At 71.3% G+C, this 17,925-nt stretch carries 13 protein-coding genes; 6 read left to right on the top strand and 7 right to left on the bottom strand.

The window, feature by feature from the left end; genetic code table 11:
• Positions 1-81 precede the first annotated feature (81 nt).
• Positions 82-1,437, top strand: a complete 1,356-nt coding sequence (locus F4553_RS33205) for a dihydrolipoyl dehydrogenase family protein (RefSeq protein ID WP_184844260.1) — start codon at positions 82-84, stop codon at positions 1,435-1,437.
• Here F4553_RS33205 and F4553_RS33200 read toward each other — a convergent pair.
• From F4553_RS33200 to F4553_RS33185, 4 genes are all read right to left on the bottom strand, one after another.
• Complete coding sequence (locus F4553_RS33200) at positions 1,434-2,723, bottom strand: hypothetical protein (RefSeq protein WP_184844257.1); 1,290 nt, start codon at positions 2,721-2,723, stop codon at positions 1,434-1,436. The genes F4553_RS33205 and F4553_RS33200 overlap by 4 nt on opposite strands.
• A 35-nt stretch (positions 2,724-2,758) precedes the next feature.
• Positions 2,759-4,417, bottom strand: a complete 1,659-nt coding sequence (locus F4553_RS33195; protein WP_184847221.1) for a RecQ family ATP-dependent DNA helicase — start codon at positions 4,415-4,417, stop codon at positions 2,759-2,761.
• Positions 4,418-4,612: 195 nt separating this feature from the next.
• Complete coding sequence (locus F4553_RS33190; protein WP_184844254.1) at positions 4,613-6,490, bottom strand: translocation/assembly module TamB domain-containing protein; 1,878 nt, start codon at positions 6,488-6,490, stop codon at positions 4,613-4,615.
• Positions 6,491-6,563: 73 nt separating this feature from the next.
• Entirely contained in the window at positions 6,564-7,841 is a 1,278-nt protein-coding gene (locus F4553_RS33185) for a fibronectin type III domain-containing protein (RefSeq protein ID WP_184844251.1), read from the bottom strand.
• A gap of 267 nt (positions 7,842-8,108) precedes the next feature.
• On the opposite strand from F4553_RS33185, the gene F4553_RS33180 reads away from it, so the two are divergent.
• Positions 8,109-9,011 carry a MerR family transcriptional regulator gene (locus tag F4553_RS33180; protein ID WP_184844248.1) on the top strand — a complete coding sequence of 301 codons (903 nt, stop codon included), beginning with the start codon at positions 8,109-8,111 and terminating at the stop codon, positions 9,009-9,011.
• A gap of 109 nt (positions 9,012-9,120) precedes the next feature.
• On the opposite strand, the gene F4553_RS42045 is transcribed toward F4553_RS33180, so the two are convergent.
• Complete coding sequence (locus F4553_RS42045; RefSeq protein ID WP_184844245.1) at positions 9,121-10,767, bottom strand: hypothetical protein; 1,647 nt, start codon at positions 10,765-10,767, stop codon at positions 9,121-9,123.
• A gap of 8 nt (positions 10,768-10,775) precedes the next feature.
• Complete coding sequence (locus F4553_RS33170) at positions 10,776-12,026, bottom strand: tetratricopeptide repeat protein (RefSeq protein ID WP_184844242.1); 1,251 nt, start codon at positions 12,024-12,026, stop codon at positions 10,776-10,778.
• Positions 12,027-12,173: 147 nt separating this feature from the next.
• Here F4553_RS33170 and F4553_RS33165 point away from each other — a divergent pair, with 147 nt between their 5' ends.
• Both F4553_RS33165 and F4553_RS33160 read left to right on the top strand, forming a co-directional pair.
• Positions 12,174-13,547: a DUF4331 domain-containing protein gene (locus tag F4553_RS33165; protein ID WP_184844239.1), complete on the top strand. Its 1,374-nt coding sequence runs from the start codon at positions 12,174-12,176 to the stop codon at positions 13,545-13,547.
• A gap of 161 nt (positions 13,548-13,708) precedes the next feature.
• Positions 13,709-14,011 (top strand): DUF4193 domain-containing protein, encoded by a 303-nt coding sequence (locus F4553_RS33160; protein ID WP_184844236.1) that lies wholly within the window; start codon positions 13,709-13,711, stop codon positions 14,009-14,011.
• A 66-nt stretch (positions 14,012-14,077) separates the two neighbouring features.
• Here the strand turns inward: F4553_RS33160 and F4553_RS33155 are convergent, their stop codons facing one another.
• The gene (locus tag F4553_RS33155; protein ID WP_184844233.1) at positions 14,078-15,250 is read right to left on the bottom strand and encodes a macrolide family glycosyltransferase; all 1,173 of its coding nucleotides are present in this window, start codon (positions 15,248-15,250) and stop codon (positions 14,078-14,080) included.
• Between the two features lie 100 nt (positions 15,251-15,350).
• Here F4553_RS33155 and F4553_RS33150 point away from each other — a divergent pair, with 100 nt between their 5' ends.
• The gene (locus F4553_RS33150) at positions 15,351-16,961 is read left to right on the top strand and encodes an MFS transporter (RefSeq protein WP_184844230.1); all 1,611 of its coding nucleotides are present in this window, start codon (positions 15,351-15,353) and stop codon (positions 16,959-16,961) included.
• Between the two features lie 10 nt (positions 16,962-16,971).
• Positions 16,972-17,850, top strand: coding sequence for a DMT family transporter (locus F4553_RS42635; RefSeq protein WP_184844227.1), 879 nt, complete (start codon positions 16,972-16,974; stop codon positions 17,848-17,850).
• The last annotated feature ends 75 nt before the right edge of the window (positions 17,851-17,925 follow it).

The raw sequence follows: 17,925 nt of genomic DNA, 5'->3' as shown, positions 1-17,925 counted from the left end.
CCCGCTGCGAAATATTAAGACCTCGGAACGTTCACCGTGATCACCGCGCGGCGTCGGTGGGTCTGGACGATACTGGCGGTCGTGGCTGAAGAAGTGGACATCATCGTCATCGGGCTCGGCGTCGGCGGCGAGGAGGTCGGCGGCAAGCTCGCCGAGGCCGGCCTGCGCGTGGTCGGGATCGAGGACACGCTGGTCGGCGGCACGTGCCCCTACTGGGGGTGCATCCCGAGCAAGATGATGATCCGGGCTGGGAATCTGCTCGCCGAGGGCGGGCGCATCGACGGGATCGCGGGCACCGCCCAGGTCATGCCCGACTGGGCGCCGGTCGCCGCGCGCATCCGCGACGAGGCGACCGACGACTGGGACGACAAGGTCGCGGTCGACCGGTTCACCGGCAAGGGCGGCATCTTCGTCCGCGGTCGCGGCAGGATCGTCGGCCAGGACCGGGTCGTCGTGGGCGAGCGCGAGTTCACCGCCCGCCGGGGCACGGTCGTCGCCACCGGCACGGTCGCGGTGGTCCCGCCGATCGACGGATTGGCCGGTACGCCGTTCTGGACCAACAAGGAAGCCATCGAGGCGAAGGCGGCCCCCGCGTCGATGATCGTGCTCGGCGGCGGGGCGATCGGCCTGGAGCTGGCGCAGTCGTTCGCCCGCTTCGGCACCGTGGTCACCGTGGTGGAGGCCGGTGACCGGTTGCTCGCCCTGGAGGAGCCCGAGTCGTCGGAGCTCGCCGAGCGGGCGCTGGCCGCCGACGGCATCGAGGTGCGGACCGGGGCGCGCGCCACCGGCGTACGCCACGATGGCGAAGCCTTCACCGTCACCACGACGGGCGGTGACGTGACCGCGGAGCGCCTGCTCGTGGCGGTCGGACGCCGCGTCGACACGACCGGGCTGGGCCTCGACACCGTCGGCCTGGACCCGAAGGCGAAGGCGGTCGAGGTCGACGACCGGATGCGCGCCGGTGAGCGGCTCTGGGCCGTCGGCGACGTCGCGGGGCGGGGCGCCTTCACCCACATCGCGATGTACCAGGCCGGGATCGCGATCCGCGACATCCTCGGCGAGCCCGGACCGGCCGCCGACTACAAGGCGCTGCCCCGGGTGACCTTCACCGACCCGGAGATCGGCGCGGTCGGGCTCACCGAGGCGCAGGCCCGCGAGCGCGGCATCGCCGTGGCGACCGGCTTCGCCACCACGGCGTCGTCGACCCGCGGCTGGATCCACAAGGCGGGCAACGACGGGTTCATCAAGGTCGTCGCCGACACCGCTCGGGGTGTGCTGGTCGGGGCGACCTCGGCCGGGCCGGTCGGCGGCGAGGTGCTCGGCGCGCTGGCGCTCGCGGTGCACGCCGAGACCCCGATCGAGACCCTGCGCAGCATGATCTTCGCCTACCCCACCTTCCACCGGGGCATCTCCCAGGCCATCGAGGATCTGGGCTAACCGGCCACGGTGCGGACGCGCACCGGCTGGACCAGCGACAGCAGGCGCTTGCGCTGACCGGCGAACTCGGAGATCTCCAGCACGCAGTGGTGCGCCAGGTCGCCGAGCCAGAGCCGCTCCTTGCCGACGATGATGAGCAGGTCGGCGAGGTTGGTGGTGTGGGTGACGCCGCCGTCGTTCGCCACCGACACCGACTGCGGCGAGACGAGCAGACGCCGTGCGGTCTGCGGACGGCGTTGGAAGCGACCCGGCGTGAGCTCCTCGGCGTCGATGGGCACACCGTTAGTCCAGCACGTGCGGGCCGGCAACCCCGGGAACTGTGTCTCGGTGCCGTACGGCAGGACGACGGTGGCGGTCTCGTGCAGCGCCGTGCGGTAGGCGGCAAGTCCGGCATCGTCGAATTCGGGCAGCTCTTCCGCGGTGGGGCCCTGCTCCGCCAGCAGGTGGGCCTGCCGCCAGAGGAACTGCGCGGTCGCGGCGGCGATGGCCGGTGCGGGTTCGAAGCGCACCGGGCACAGGCCGAACAGAGCGCTGTCGTCGCTCAGCGACACCGAGTTGGCGCGGGCGGGGTAGTGCCCCTGTGCCTGCAAGGGCGCGTCCACCCGGTCGCTCAGCACCAGCATCAACCGGGTCACCTCCCAGCTGTGCGCGGCGGCGAAGAGCGAGAGGCCCGGTGCGATGACCGTGTCCCGGTAGTAGAAGCCGGTGCTGGGCGTGGCGGGCGGGCGGCCCGGGCCCGGCGGCAGCGGCAACCGCAGGTCGGCAGGCGGTTTCGCGTGCAGCGCCAGCCCCGCCCTCCCGGTGGTGAAGTTGTCGGCGAGGTGACGGGCCACATCGGCGTCGGTCAGCCGCCGCAGGTCGACCTCCGGCCAGCGGTTCCCGGCCCGGCCCGGCAGCTGCCGTCCGACGAGCGAGGCCCAGGCGCTGGTCAGGTTGAGCCCCACGCTGTAAGGATGCGGATCCGGTGCCGTGCGGGCCGCCCGGGCCAGGTCCCTGGGGCGTCCGCGCCCGGAGACCTCGCCGCAGATCGCGCCCAGGACGGCGCCGAGCCGATCGTTCGGCCCGTCGAATCGGAAGGACACCCCGTCCGGCAGGATCATCGACGACACCCCGAACGCCGGGGGCAGGGCCTGGATGACGGCCTGCATCCCGAGCCTGGTCACGCCCCGGATGTCGACGTGCTCCCACCCGGGTCCGGTGTCGAACAGGAATGCCACGTCCGACCGCGCCGGGATGTCGATCCACGAGGTCCGGACGCCATCGATCCTCAGCTCTTCTTCCATCATCGGCCGATGCTATGAAGCGATGTCAATGCCTCATCTCATGCCGGGACCAGCAGCTTCTGCCCCACGACCACCGGCACGGAGAGGGTCTTGTAGCCCACCTCGTCGAAGAGGACGGTCATCTTGTCCTGCTCATAGGCGAGGACCATGCCGATCCCCCAGTCACCGTGGCGGACGCTGCTGTGCACGGCGAAGGGCTCGCCGCCGCGCTGAGCCGGGGCTGGTGCGGGAGCACCCGCGCGCGGAACCGCGGTGCAGTTGTCGCAGTGCCCGCAGTCGCCCGGCGCGTGCTCGCCGAAGTAGGCGAGCAACTTGCGGCCGCGGCAGCCCGTGCCCTGGGCGAAACCGCGCATCATCTCGACCCGGGTGAGCTGCAGCGCCTGGCGCCGCTCGGCCTCGGCGACCGCGGCCTTCGCCGCCACCGACGGCTGCGGCGCGTGCGTGGGCACGACGATGCGGTTGTTGGCGAGCGTCGCGGCGGCGCCGACCTCCTCCAGCAGGGCGAGCAGCTGCGGCAGCTTGCGCACGCCGAGGCCGGTCTTCTTCGCCAGCGCGGTCTTGCTCGTCGGGCCCTCGCGGAGCACGACGGCGAGCTGGCAGAGCTCGCTGAAATCGGGCGGTCCGCCGGTGAAGTAGCGCTGGAGCGCCTCGTCCTCGGCGCGCCACAGCAGCAGCGCCTGCGCGGGCTGGCCGTCACGCCCGGCCCGGCCGATCTCCTGCTGGTAGCTGTCGGGCGAGTCGGGCAGCGCCATGTGCACCACATAGCGGATGTCGGGCTTGTCGATCCCCATGCCGAACGCCGAGGTCGCGACCATGATCGGTGCCGAGTCGGCGAGGAACTCCTCGTGCCGCTCCTCGCGGGCGCCGGAACCGAGACCGCCGTGGTAGAACTCGGCCGGGAACCCGGCACCGGTCAGCTTCGCCGCGAGCTCCTCCGCAGCGCGCCTGGTCGGCACGTAGATGATGCCCTGCCGGTCGGATCCCTGCGTCTTCAGGAAGGTCACGAGGCTGCGCCAGCGGGCGGCGTCGGTCGAGCAGTAGTCCACCGCGAGCGAGATGTTGGGCCGGTCCAGACCGGAGATGACCGTGGTCGGGTTCTTCAGGCCCAGGCGGGCGATGATGTCGTCGCGGACCGGCGGCGACGCGGTCGCGGTGAGCGCGACGATCGGCGGCCGGCCGAGATCCCGGATGTAGTGGCCCAGCGCCAGATAGTCCGGCCGGAACTCGTGGCCCCAGGCGGAGATGCAGTGCGCCTCGTCGACCGCGACGAGCGCGGGCTTGAGCGCCTTGACCTCGGCGAGGCGCTCGGGCTTGGCGAGCTGCTCCGGCGTGATGAACAGGAAGCGGGCCCGGCCCGCCCTGATCTCGGCGAGGGCGTGCTCCTGCTGCCGGGGCGTCTCGGCGGAGCTGATCCGGACCGCCCGCAGCATCGGGTCGCCCCGCTCGTTGAGGCCTGCGATCTGGTCCGCCTGGAGTGCGAGCAGCGGCGAGATCACCAGCGTCGGGCCGAGCAGCGTCGCGGGCACCTGGTAGACGGCGGACTTGCCACCGCCTGTCGGCAGGATGACCAGCGCGTCCTTTCCCCGGTAGAGCGCGCGCATGGCGTCGAGCTGTCCGGATCGCAGGGTCGTCCAACCGAAGTATTGCCGGGCGGCACGACGCAGGCGTCGTGCGGCGAAGGGCGTGAACCATTTCATCATCAACACGGAGGCTACCGGCGACCACCGACACTCGCCCGTCGAGAGCAGCGCGTCCACTATGTCGCAATATCGTCAGCACACCGGGCGCCGTGTCACGTTTTGCAGCAAAGCGTGGTTATTTCGCGGTGCGAGACCACGCTTTGCTGCAAAACGTGACGGGCCGCAACGCGACGGACCGCGACGCGACGGGACCTACGAACGGCTCATCGCCCGGGTGAAGCCCGCCGCCGCCGTCGTCGCGAGGGTCCAGCCGGCGATGATCAGCACGTACGCGAGCCACTGCTGGCCGCCGCGGGGCTCGAACGCGGTCTCCTGTCCGAAGCTCACCACGGGCAGCAGCAGGTCCAACGTGTAGATGAGCGCGTTGAAGTGCGGTCCCGGCGACGTGATCGGCACCGGCGGGCGCAGGCTGAACGCGATCGTGCCGAGGGCGAGCAGCGCCGCCAGCCACCCCGCTGCGCGTTGCGGGCGGTAGCCGTACCCCACGGTGATGTCCTGCAGCCAGCCCCAGGCGCGCGACGGCCACGACCCCGACGCGCGCTGGCGCTGCTGCCGCGCGTGCAGGACGCGCCGCGCGGCCGCATCGTCGCCCGCCTGGCGGTAGTGCGCGGCGAGCTGCTCATAGGGCTGCGGCGGCAGTCCCGGCGCGCGGGCGAGCCACTCCAGCCGCTGCGCGGCCGGGAGCAGCGGCTCCATCGTCTGGTAGGTCACGCCGTCCAGGTCCAGCGCGGCGGGCCAGCTCGCGCGCGCGTCGCGCAGCAGGCCGATCCGCGTGTGCCGCAGCTCCACCAGGCCCGCGGGCGGCTCGGCGAAGCTCATCCGCAGGGTGCCCGCCTCGGTACGCACGACGCGCAGCGCCACCGGCGTCCCCAGCAGCGTCGCCCCGTCGAAGCAGAGGGTGCTGCCGACCTTGGCCGACGTCACCGAGACGCGCCCGGTGGCGGTGAAGCCGTCGCAGCAGTTCATGATGGAGCCGGCGACGATGCCGGTGGTCCGCAGGGAGCGCCCGCCCGGGTTCGACATCGAGGCGCCCTCGAACTTGATCGGCCCGGTCACCCGGCCCTCGATGATGCTCACCTCGCCCTCCGCGACGAGTTCCTGACCGTCGAGGTTGCCGTCGAGGGCGAGCCCGTCGGCGAGCAGGGCGAACCCGCCGGGATTGCGGAAGGTGCCGCCGCGCAGCCGCAGGGTCCGGCCGACCTGGGCGCTCACCATCCGGGTCTCGCCGGTGATCACGCACCCGTCGTGCAGGTTGACCCCGGCGTTGACCTCGGCCCGGTCCAGCCGCAACGCCACCCCGTCCGGATTGTCCAGCGTGGCGCCGCTGAGGGTGACCGCGCCGCCGATCCGGCCGTGCCGCAGGCTGATCTCGCCCGCGACGGCGGCGCCGCGCATGGAGAAGCCGCCGCGGATCTCCACGCTGTCGGCCGCGATGACGCCGTACCTGCTGCCCTCGCCGCCGCCCTCGACGACGGCGCCGTCCATCAGCACGCCGCCCGCGATCGTGGCCTGGAAGAGGCGCATCGCACCGGACATCCGGAAGCCGCTGCCCGCGAGGATGTCGCCGCCGATCTCGGCCCGCTCGGCGTCGAGCGCCATCCCGCCCGGCACGGTGAGGTGCGCGCGGTTGAGCAGCAGCCCACCGGTGATCTTCGCGCCCTTGAGGTTGACCTCGCCGTCGATCCGGGCGCCGAGGAGCCGCAGGTGGCCGTCGATGGTGGCGTTGGCGGCGAGCAGGCCGGGCAGCCGGGAGTTGCGGAAGCTGACGAAGTTGAGCCGGCTCCAGTAGAACCCGGGGGTCTGCTCGACATCGCAGTCCTCCAGGATCAGCGGGTGCGCGACCTCCACGAAGGAGAGGTCGAGCTCGCCGGTGATCCGGGCACCGATGAGGCGCAGCACCGGCCGGGGCCACGCACCGGTCTCGGCGCCGGGCCGGCAGAGCACCCGGGCGATGACCGAGCCGCGGACCTCGGCGCCGTCGGTGCGTACCGGCTCGCCCCGGACGAATCCCGCCGCCAGGGCGAGCTCCGCCTCGTTGAATCCCGCCGTGTCCAAGCCGTCGACCGTCACCCGGCACCTCCCCGTGCTGAATGAGATCACACCGGGGCAAGCGGTGGGTCCACGATGGACCCACCGCTTGGCGCTAGAGGGTTGACGTGCAGGCGTACGGCGTCCAGGCGGAGTAACCCGCCAGGTTGTAGGACCTGACCGCGAAGCACATGTAGGTCTTCGAGGCGAGCCCGGTCCTGGTGAAGCTGGTGGCGTTGGCGCCGACGGTGAAGTAGCCGACACCGTCGTAGATCTGGAATCCGGTCTCGTTGTTCGACCGGTCGGTCCAGGTCACCCGGATCTGCGAGGTGCTCAGCGGGGTCGCGGTCCCGATGGTCGGCGCCACCGGCACGGTCGGGGTCGTCGTGCACGCGTACGGCGTCCACGCCGAACTGCCGGCCGCGTTGACCGCCTTGATCGCGAAGCACATGTAGGTGCCCGGCGCGAGCCCGGTCTGCGTGTAGGAGGTGGCGTTGGCGCCGACGCTGACCGTGGTGACGCCGTTGTAGATCTGGAAGCTGGTCTCGTTGTTCGAGTTGTCGGCCCAGGTCACCCGGACGCTCGTGCCGCTCTGCGCCACGGCGAGCTGGCCCGTCGGTGCGGCCGGGATCAGGGGCGGCGGAGCGGGGAAGAAGAGCGGCCGGTCGGCGGCGAGCAGGCTGCGGTCGTTGTTGTTGAGCCCGATCGCCGGGTAGTCCCACCAGTTGCCCATCACGGTGGAGGTGTAGGGCCAGGTGGTGCCGTCCGGGTGCGGCAGGGTGAAGGAGTGGCCGAGCTCGTGGGCGGCGGCACCGGTCTGCAGCCGCTTGCCGGAGCCCCACGGGTACTGCCACTCGGCGAGGTCGCCCTCCAGGCTGTCGATGGCCCAGTCACCGAGGATCGCGTGGCCACCCTGGACACCCGGGTAGGCGCGGCCACCGGCGTACCCGCCGGCGCCCTTGGCGAAGATCAGGGTGGAGTAGCCGGCCTGGTTCTGCGCCGGCGGGGTGGGGAAGCCCCGGGCGTAGAGCTCGCTCACGACGAGGTGCTCGAAGTTCGGCGAGAGGCTCACCCGGTCGACGTAGAGGTCCTTGCTCGTGTCGTGGGTGATCCCGTAGGCCTCCTTCGCACTGTTGGCCTGCACGACCTGCAGCGCGTTGAGGCGGAAGGTCTTGCCGCCGTTGTTGGTGGCGTAGAAGGTGCGGATCTCGGCCATGGCCGCGGTGATCGAGGCTGCCTCGTTCTGCACTTCCGGGTCGCTCACCGACCAGTCCGTCGGCACGAAGAGCACGGGCACGACCGAGTAGTCCGGCCACGGATAGGGGAAAGTGGGGTTGGCCCGCGCGGGTTGCGGTGTGAACGCCGCGACGAGCAGCACGCTGAGGGCAGTCATGCCCAGCCGCCTAAGCAAAGGGACCTCCTGATGGGTGGTGCACACGAGGGACCGTCACACCAGGCGGCGTTGGTGTGTGTCCGGAACCAGGAAGCCAGATTAATTCGAATGTGTCAATGATTGACGGGAAATCGGTCGGCCGTCGGCGGCGGACAGCAGTCGGAGTACGTTTGTTGCATCGATTGACAAGTCGATTTGCCGGGTTCCGGGAGCCCCTGGAGATCGTGACGGTTAGAGTCGGCTTGTCGTGATGAGGGGGTGAGCGCGATGTCCGGCGAGGGTCTGACGGCGGGAGATGTCGCCCGCCACCTCGGCATCGCGGTGACGACACTGCGCACCTGGGACAGCCGCTACGGGCTGGGACCGCAGGACCACCGCCCCGGGCGGCACCGCCGCTACCTCCCCGCCGACCTCGACCGCCTCGCCATGATGCGCCGGCTCACCACCGAGGGCGTCCCGCCCGCCCAGGCCGCGGCGTGGGTCCTGGAGCAGCGCCGCCCCGCTCCCAGCCGCGACGGCGGCGGCAACACCCTCGCGGTCGGCACAGCCGGACCGGCGACGCGCGGGCTGGCCCGGGCCGCGATGCGACTCGACGCGGCCGCCATGCGCGAACTGCTCGCCGCTGCCATCGCCGAGCACGGCGTCGTCGAGACCTGGACCGGCATGATCGTGCCGGTGCTGCTCGCGGTGGGGCGCAAGCACGCCGCCACCCAGGCCCTCGTCGAGGTCGAGCACCTGCTCTCGGGCACCGTCTCCGCGGCACTCGGCGCCGTGCACCCTCCCTCCACCCGGGCGAAGGTGCTGCTCGCCTGCGCCGACGAGGAGCAGCACACGCTGCCGCTGGAGGCGCTCTCGGCCGCGCTGAGCGAGCGCGGTGTCGCCACGCGCGTCCTGGGTGCCCGGGTGCCGCCCGCCGCGCTGCAGGCGACGATCCGCCGTACCGGCCCCGACGTGCTCTTCCTCTGGTCGCAGACGACCGAGACCGGCGATCACCGGCAGCTCGCCGAGGTCGCGGCGACCCGGCCCCGGCCCAAGCTCATCGTCGCCGCCGGCCCCGGCTGGCTGGACCTGCCCGCCGGGATCCCCCGTCCGAGGAACCTGAGCGAGGCGGTGGCCCTGGTGACGGCGGCACCCCCGCTCCCCCGCCCGGTCCAGCGCGCCGCACTGTGAATCTTGTGCGTTCCCGTCGCCGTCCTTAGGACCGACTCTTCAAGAGTTGGTCCGAAGGACGTCCGTCCGTCGGCGCGCATTTTTAGGACCAACTCTTGAAGAGTCGGTCCTAAAAAACGAGGCCGGTGAGGTCGTTGAGGGCGAATGCCGCTACGCCCAGGCCTACCAGGACCACCACGGCGGCGGCCACGACGGGTGCGCGGCGCAGCAGGAGCGCGCCGGGACCCGCGGTGATCAGCCCGCCGAGCCGGTCGTGGAAGCGGGCCAGCAGAAAACCGACGCCGGTCAGGGTCAGCGCCATCCCCGCGCCGTAGGCGAGGACGAGCAGCACGCCGTACCAGGCCCGGCCGAGGGCAGCCGCCCCCAGCAGCACCACCACCGCCGACGGGCTCGGCGTCATGCCGCCCGCGAACCCCATCGCGAGCAGCGCCCGCCGACTCGGCCCGTGGTCGTGGTCGTGGTCGTGATCGTGATCGTGATCGTGCGAATGCCCGTGGTCGCCGTGGTCGTGCGAATGCTCGTGGTCGTCGTGCGTGTGATCGCCGTGGTCGCCATGCGGATGCGCGTGGTCCTGGTCATGCGGACGCGCATGGTCGTCGTGCGGATGCGAGTGGTCGTCGTGCGGATGCGAGTGGTCGTCGTGCGGATGCGCGTGGTCGTCGCGAGAGGGCAGACTCGCATGGCCGTCATGGGAGTGCGGGTGCCCATGGCCGCCGCCGGAGTGCGGATGCGGGTGGGGGTGCGCGTGGCCGCCGTGGGAGTGGGAGTGGCCGGCGTCGCCGCGCAGGGCCCGGCGGAGCAGGGCCGCGCCGATCGCCGCGACGAGCAGTCCGTTCGCGACCGCGAGCCACCGGTAGAGCGACTGCGGCGCCAGCGTGAACGAGGCGGCGATCACCAGGCCCAGCACCAGCACCCCGGCCGTGTGCGTGGCGGTCACGGTGGCCGCGATCGTCAGCGCCTGCCGCCGCCGCCCGCGCCGTCCCAACATATAGGCCGCCATCACCGTCTTGCCGTGCCCCGGCGCCGCCGCGTGCCCGGCACCGAGCAGCAGCGCACCGGCGAAACCGAGCAGCCCGAGCCCCACCGTCAGCTGCGGACGCCCCACCAGCGCCGTGAACCACGCGGTCAGCGCCGCCGACCGGCTCTGCTCGGCGGGGAGGGCGGCCCCGCCGAGGCCCGCCGCCACCGCCGTCCCGGGCCGCGCGCTCAGCCGCACCTCGCGCTCATCCCGCGAACCACCCGGGGGGTACGCCATCAGCCGCCGACTGGGACTGGCGGAGGCGGGCACGCCGGACCCGCCGAGCGCCACCCCCTCCCCCAGCGCGGTGATCTCGCGCCAGCCGAGCCGGTCGGCGTACGCGTCGTTGCGCAGGGAGATCTCCACCGGCGCGGCGATGTGGACGTCCGCCACGAGTCGGCACTCCAGCCGCATCGTGTCGAGCCCGCCCGCCCCGGCCGGGAAGGTCAGGGCGCCCGCCCTGGCCAGCAGCTCCACTCGGCGACCGCCGACGGCGAGGGTGATCCGCTCGGCCGCCGCGTCACAGGTCCGCCCCGGGTAGCCGCCGTCGATCCGGGGCCGCTCGGCGACGAGGGCGAGCTCGGCGAGGTCCAGCACGTAGTCGATCGAGGCGGAGTTCGGCGTGAGCCGCAGCCCGACCGCCTGGTTGAGGCTGAAGTCGCCGAGCGGGTGCGCCGCGACCGGCGACGCGAGCAGCCCGGCGACGAGGAGTCCGGCGGCCCCGAGCAGGACGATCATGCGGCGGATCATCGGCCACCCGCCATCGCCGGGTAGGACGGGTTGATCGCCCGCGCGGCGGCGAGGTCGGCTCGCGCCTGCGCGACGTGGCCCAGCGCCTCGTGGATCATCGCCCGGTGGTGCCGGAGCATCGCGTCGCGGGTGCCCAGGCGCAGTGCCCGGTCCGACCAGCGCAGCGCCTCGGCGTCCTGCCCGGCGGAGTGCAGTGCCCAGGCGAGGGCGTCGTCGGCACCGATCGAGCCCCGGACCCGGTGCAGCTCGCGTGCGTCGCGGACCGCCCGGGCCGGGTCGCCGTGGTCCGCTTCGAAGAGCACGGTGTCGATGTCCGGTGCCCCGAGCCGGCGCGCCGCGTCGACCAGGGCGAACTGCTGCCGGGCCTCCTCCGGCGCGCCGGTCGTGGCGAGCAGGGTGCCGAGGAGGGTGGCGTACGCGGGGAGGGGCAGGCGGGCCACGATCGGGCGCAGCTCCTCGATGGCACGGGCGGTCTCACCCCGGGCGGCGAGCAGCCGGGCATGTGCCACGACGAGCGGCGGGTGCCCGGGGAACCGGGCGAGCGCACCGTCGAGGGTGGCCGCCGCACCGTCGAGGTCGCCGCGGCCGAGGTCGAGCTCGGCGAGGTGCTGCAGGGCGAAGGTGAGCTCGGCGGGGTCGGCGGCGAACTCCCGGGCCTGCTCCATCAGCGCGCTCGCCCGGTCGGTCTGCCCGCGCAGCTCGGCGGCGTAGGAGGCCCGGCCGTAGGAGGAGGTGTCCGGGCGCAGTTCCATCATCCTGTCGATCGCCGCGAAGCCCTCCGGATAGCGTCCCAGCTCGATGAGACCGTCGGCGAGGGCGCCGTAGGCGTCGGCCGAGTAGGCGTCCACGCGTACCGCCGACCGGGCATGCCCGACCGCCGCGGTGAAGTCGTGGCGCGCGGCCGCGAGCGCCGCCTGGCCGGTGAGGGCGGGTGCGTTCGACGCGGCGGGAGTGATCGACAGGGATCTGGCGAGGGCGGTCTCGGCGAGGGCGTAGTTGCCGGGGTCGGAGCCGACCCGGGCGAGCTGGACGTAGGCCATGCCGAGCTCGGCCCAGCCGGGCCAGTCGCCGGGGACCCGGTCGAGGCGCTGCCTGGTCTTCGCGACGAAGCTCTCCAGGCGCGCGGTCGGCGACGCCGTCTGGGCGGTCGGGGCCGGCGCCTTTTCGGCGGTGTGCCGCAGCGCGATCCCGGCGCTCACGGTGAGCAGGAGGGCCGCGCCACCGACGGCCAGCAATCTTGATGTCAACACGCACCGTCAAACGGCACCCAGGCGGCTCGGAAACGCCCAAAAATAGGGCAAATTAGACCCCATCCAACGGGCGTTCGACAACGAATGCCCGATGGCGCTCTCCAGGCACATAACCGTATGTGCCCGCCAACCCATGGGGGAAATATGACAACCAGATCGACGCGGATCCGGCGGGCCACGCTCGTCGCAGCCGCCCTCGGTCTCGCGGCCACCGGCTTCGCCTCAATGGCGCCGACGGCCTCCACCGCCTCCTCGCACCGCGAGGCGCCGCTCATCGCCGGGCAGCCCCGGCTGGACAACACCGATCTCTACGCCTTCGTGAGCCCGGACAATGCCGCCACGGTCACCCTGATCGCCAACTGGACGCCGTTCGAGGAGCCCAACGGCGGCCCGAACTTCTACCCGTTCGGGGTCGCCACCCAGCACGACATCAACATCGACAATGACGGCGACGCCAAGCCGGACGTGACATACCGGTGGGAGTTCTCCAGCGCCTACCGCAACAAGGGTACGTTCCTCTACAACACCGGCCCGGTCACCTCGCTCACCGACCCGGACCTGAACTTCTACCAGACCTACACACTGAAGAAGATCACCAAGTCCGGTACGAAGGTGCTGCTCACGAAGGCCAGGGTCGCCCCGTCCTTCACCGGTAAGGCGTCGATGCCCAATTACGGCACGCTCGCGACCGAGGCCGTCACGACCATCCCCGGCGGGGGCAAGAGCTTCGCCGGGCAGGCCGACGACCCGTTCTTCCTGGACCTGCGCGTCTTCGACCTGCTCTACGGCGGCAACCTCACCGAGGTCGGCGAGGACACGCTGTCGGGCTACAACGTCAACACCATCGCGCTCCAGGTGCCCAAGAGCGAGCTCGCGCTCAAGGGCAACGCCACGAGGAACCCGGTGGTCGGGATCTGGACGACCACCCTGCGCCCCGGCGACAAGGGCGGGCTGAAGCAGGTCTCCCGGCTCGGCATGCCGCTCGTCAACGAGGTCGTCATCCCGGTCGGCCGCAAGAACGAGTTCAACGCCACCAAGCCGGAGGCGGACGCCAAGTTCCTGTCCTATGTCACCAACCCGGAGGTGCCGAAGCTCGTCCAGGCGATCTACGGCATCCCGGCGCCCGCGACACCGCGCAACGACCTGGTCGAGGTCTTCCTCACCGGCGTCTGCAAGGCGTGCGGGCCGGTCCAGGCCGACCTCAACTCGCAGCTGCTCAACGGCGACGTGAAGAAGAAGGACTTCAAGCCGAGCGAGCAGCTCCGGCTCAACCTCGGGGTCGCGCCCGCCGCGGCACCGAACCGCCTCGGTGTCATCGGCGGCGACCTCGCCGGCTTCCCCAACGGGCGTCGGCTTGCCGACGATGTCATCGACATCACACTGCGGGCCGCCGAGGGCGTTCTGCTCGGCGCGCCCGGCCTCGACACCCTCGGCGACGGTGTCGACGCCAACGACCATGCCTTCCTGGGCACATTCCCGTACGTGGCGCTCCCCAATCAGGACGCCGTGACCAAGTAGGCTCCGCAATCTGCTGGGCGGGGTGGGGTCATACTCACTCCGCCCAGCGGGCATGAATGAACCTCAAGCGAGACTCAAGCGTCATCGTAGGGACACGGGAACACACCCAATGTCGCCGACGTTCGTTACACCACAGACCACAGCCGGGGAGGGTGAGACCGATGACCAGCGCAACCGACTACGACGCACCGCGCCGCACAGCCATCGACCTCGAAGAGGACAGCCTCGAGGAACTCAAGGCACGACGGGCATCAAGCCAGTCCGCAGCCGTCGACGTCGACGAGGCAGAGGCGGCGGAGGCTTTCGAGCTGCCCGGCGCCGACCTCTCCGACGAAGAGCTGTCGGTGCCCGTGGTGCCGATGCGAGCAAACGAATTCCGGTGCTCGCGATGTTTCCTCGTCCATCACCGCACACAGTTGGCGGGCCAGCGCAACGGCGCTGACATCTGCCGCGAATGCTCGTAGCGTAGATCTTGAGTAGTTTCCGCTGTCAGGACGACGGAAACTACTCAAGATCTGGCGAGCGGCCGGTCACACCGACTCGATGAGGTCGGCGGCGAGCCCGGCCCCGCCGCACGCCTGGACCTCACGGCGCAGCTCGCCGAGGCGGTGGGCCATCGCGTCGTCGGCGACGACGCGCTCCACCTCGGCGCGCAGCGCCTCGGCGGTCAGCCCGTCCGCGTCGAGCCGGCCGCCCACGCCCAGCTCCACCACCCGCTCCGCGTTGACCTCCTGCTCCGGGGTCTGCGGAACAGTCACCATGGGTACGCCGCAGAGCAGCGCCTCCATCACGCTGCCCATCCCGGCGTGGGTGACGAAGACGCTGGCGTGCCGGAGGATGTCGAACTGCGGCACGGTGGCCGCGACGTGCACGTTGGCCGGGATGTCGCCGAGCTCGGCGGGGCTGGTGCGGTGTCCGATGCCGAGCAGCACCTGCCACGACGAGTCCGCGAAGGCGTCCATCGCGGCTCGATAAAAGGGGATGTGCCGGTTGTAGACGGTGCCGAGCGAGATCAGCGCGATCGGACGGTCACCGCCACCGGGCTGCCAGGACTCCTGGAAGGGCCGCCGCCCGACGCACGGACCGACGAAGGTGAACCCGTCCCCGAACGTCTCACCCCGGTACTGAAAGCTGCGCGGATAGAACATCAGCCGGTGGCGCGGCTCGGCGCGGTGGAAATCCTTCGGATCGTCGAGCTGGGCCGCGACGAACTCGTCGATGTCGGCCCGGAAGGCGACGCCGGCCGGGCTCTCGGGATCGGCGACGGCGAGGTGCCGGCTGATCGACCAGTGCTCGTTGTTGGCGAGGTAGGGCCACAACTCGACGCTCGGCACGCCGTAGCGGGCGGTGAGGATCCGCCCGGCGAGCATCGCGGTGCGGTAGACGATCAGGTCCGGCACGTCGTCGCGGTAGGCCTCGTCGAGCTGCGGCAGGGTCGCCGCCGCCTCGGCGAGGAAATTCCGCCGCACCATCGGGACATACTCCATCCGGTCCGGACGGGACAGACCGCGGTCGCCATCATCGGGTAGCGTCGAGCGGTAGGTGACGACCTCCGCACCCACCGACTCGAGTGCAGCCGCTCGCGCCGGGACGGTCGCGTAGGTCACCCGGTGCCCCCGCCGGACCAGCGCATCGACTATCGGCAATGTCGGGAAGATCTCCCCGGTGAGCGGCGCGTTGACGAACGCGATATGCCGACCCATACGGGCCTCCTGTCTCAACCTTTGGACCTACTGCGTATTGCCGGTGGATCATTCTACTGTTACAGACACATGCTTAGATCCCCGCCGTGGAGGACAGACTGTGACGACCTTGCCGGCGCCCGTCCCCGAGGCCAGAAACTGGCGTCAGGGCCGGACAGGCTTGATCGGGCTCATCGCCACCGAGGCGATCGCGTCCATCGGCAGCCGGATGACCTTCCTGGCCATCCCCTGGCTCGTCCTGATCACCACCGGCAGCCCCGTCAAGGTCGGCCTGGTCACGGGGGCTGAGACCCTCGCCTACGTGGTCAGCGGGGTGCTCGCCGCGCCGCTGCAGGACCGGATCGGCGCCCGGCTCACCTCGATCGGCGCCGACCTGCTGAGCGTCTTCGCGATGGGTGCGATCGCGATCTTCGCCCGGGCGCCGTTCGGCGTGATGCTGACCCTCGTCGCGATCGCGGGCATGCTGCGCGCGCAGGCCGACCGCTCCAAGAACAACCTGCTGCTGCCGCAGATGGAGGCCGCGAAGACCGACTTCACCCGGGTCGCCGCGTCCCGCGAGGGCATCCTCAAGAGTGCGATGCTCGTCGGCGCCGGTCTCGCCGGTGTCACGATCGCGGCCTTCGGCGGGGTCGGCGCGATCTGGTTCGACGCGGCCACCTTCGCGCTCAGCTCCGCGATGATCACCCTGCTCGTGCCGAGGAACATCCCGCCGAAGCTCGACGCCGACGGCAACGAGATCGTCAAGCCGAAGCCGGAGCCCTACTTCACCGCGCTGCGCAACGGCTGGGCCGGGTTCAAACAGGACCGGCTGCTGCGCGCCGCGACCGGCATGTTCTTCTTCACCAACCTCTTCAACCAGGCCAGCGCCGTGGTCTTCGTGCCGCTGTGGGTGCTCACCTACATGCCCGACGCGACGGCGCTCGGTGCGGTCGGCGCCGCCTACGCCGTCGGCATCATCATCGGCAACCTGCTCTTCGCCTGGCTGGCACCGGTCCTGCCGCGCTACCCCGTGCTCGTCGCGGGCTATTTCATCGGCGGCGCGCCGCGCTTCCTGGTGCTCGCCCTCACCGACAACCTCACCGTCATCGTCGCCGTCACGCTCGTCAGCGGCATCGCCATGTGCTCGGTCAACCCGACCATCGGCGCGATGATCTTCCAGCGGGTGCCGAAGGAGATGCTGGCCCGGGTCGGCGGCATCATCACCGCCGTCGCCTACGGCGGCATCCCGCTCGGCGGCATCCTCGGCGGCGTGCTCGTGTCGCAGCTCGGCCTCGTCAACGGCATCCTCGCCGGGACGGCGCTCTACTTCATCGTCACCCTCGCGCCGGTCGCCGGTTACCGCACCTGGCGCGAGCTCAACGACGTCCACAGCAAGAAGCCGACGGCCGACGGGCTCACCGCACTCCCCCAGCTCTACGCCGTCGGCGGCGCGGCGGCCGGTCCCCGCCTCACCCTGCACTACTCGAAGGGCGTCTGGACCATGCGGGCCCGGCACGGGCTGCGGGTGCTCGTCCGACGCCAGCGCGTCCAACCCAAGATCGCGGTGAACGCGCTGACACAGATCAACGTCGAGCCGGTCCAGGAGGCGCTGCGCGAAGCGCTCGGCCACGACCAGGTCCTGGCACAGCGGCAGTACCGCCGGGTCCGGACCGCCGCCGACCGCGCCGAGGCGGCCCTGGCCGAGATCACCATCGCCCTGGAGCGCAGGTAACGTCTGCCGGGTGTCGCGCAGAGGCTGGCTTCTCTTCTTGACCCTGGGCGTGATCTGGGGCATGCCGTACCTACTCATCAAGATCGCCGTCACCGAGCTGACGCCGGTCTCGCTCGTCTTCTGGCGTACCCTCCTGGCTTCGATCCTGCTCTTGCCCCTCGCCGCGATCCGCGGTGAGCTGCGCGGGCTGACGAAGGTCTGGAAGCCGCTGCTCGCCTTCACCGCAGCCGAGATGGTCGTGCCGTGGGTGCTGCTCGCCTCCGCCGAGCAGCGGCTCAGCAGTTCGCTGGCCGGGCTGCTGATCGCGACCGTGCCGCTCGTCGCGGCGGTGCTGAGCTTCTTCACCGGCGGTGAGAAGCTCGGCTGGCGGCGGCTGCTCGGGCTCGGCATCGGGCTCGCCGGTGTCGCGGCGCTGGTCGGGCTCGATCTCACCGCCGACGACACCTGGGCGCTGGTGCAGATCGGTGTCGTGGTGATCGGGTACGCCGTGGGGCCGTACCTGCTCGACCGCTACCTCGGCGACCAGTCCAGCCTCGGCGTGATGGCGGTGGCGATCACGGTGAGCGCGGTCGTCTACGCACCGTGGGGAATCGCGCAGACCCCGTCCGCGCTGCCGTCGGGCAAGGCGATCGCCTCGGTGGTGATGCTCGCGGTCTTCTGCAGCGCGATCGCCCTGCTCGTCTTCTCGGCCCTCATCGCCGAGGTCGGCCCGGTCCGCACCACGGTGATCACCTATGTCAACCCCGCGGTCGCGATCATCCTCGGCATCGTCTTCCTGTCCGAGCCGTTCACCCTGGGCATAGCGGTCGGCTTCGCCCTGGTCCTGGCCGGCAGCTACCTGGCCACCTACCGCCCCCGCCCCATCCCCCACCCCCAAAATTCGCGTTGATCAAGGGAAGACTCGCCGCATATCGGGCACCCCGGATGGTGAGTCTTCCCTTGATCAACGCGAATTACGTTGACG

The sequence above is a fragment of the Allocatelliglobosispora scoriae genome (genome assembly GCF_014204945.1).
Lineage (GTDB): Bacteria > Actinomycetota > Actinomycetes > Mycobacteriales > Micromonosporaceae > Allocatelliglobosispora > Allocatelliglobosispora scoriae.
The sequence above is the reverse complement of the archived record's forward strand: the minus strand, read 5'-3'. Positions and strand labels throughout refer to the sequence as shown.

Bases quoted from the DNA above. Each gene is read 5' to 3' on its own strand.
- F4553_RS33200 (WP_184844257.1), bottom strand. From the start codon at position 2,723: ATGATGGAAGAAGAGCTGAGGATCGATGGCGTCCGGACCTCGTGGATC.
- F4553_RS33195 (WP_184847221.1), bottom strand. From the start codon at position 4,417: ATGAAATGGTTCACGCCCTTCGCCGCACGACGCCTGCGTCGTGCCGCC.
- F4553_RS33185 (WP_184844251.1), bottom strand. From the start codon at position 7,841: ATGACTGCCCTCAGCGTGCTGCTCGTCGCGGCGTTCACACCGCAACCC.
- F4553_RS33180 (WP_184844248.1), top strand. From the start codon at position 8,109: ATGTCCGGCGAGGGTCTGACGGCGGGAGATGTCGCCCGCCACCTCGGC.
- F4553_RS42045 (WP_184844245.1), bottom strand. From the start codon at position 10,767: ATGATCGTCCTGCTCGGGGCCGCCGGACTCCTCGTCGCCGGGCTGCTC.
- F4553_RS33165 (WP_184844239.1), top strand. From the start codon at position 12,174: ATGACAACCAGATCGACGCGGATCCGGCGGGCCACGCTCGTCGCAGCC.
- F4553_RS33160 (WP_184844236.1), top strand. From the start codon at position 13,709: ATGACCAGCGCAACCGACTACGACGCACCGCGCCGCACAGCCATCGAC.
- F4553_RS33155 (WP_184844233.1), bottom strand. From the start codon at position 15,250: ATGGGTCGGCATATCGCGTTCGTCAACGCGCCGCTCACCGGGGAGATC.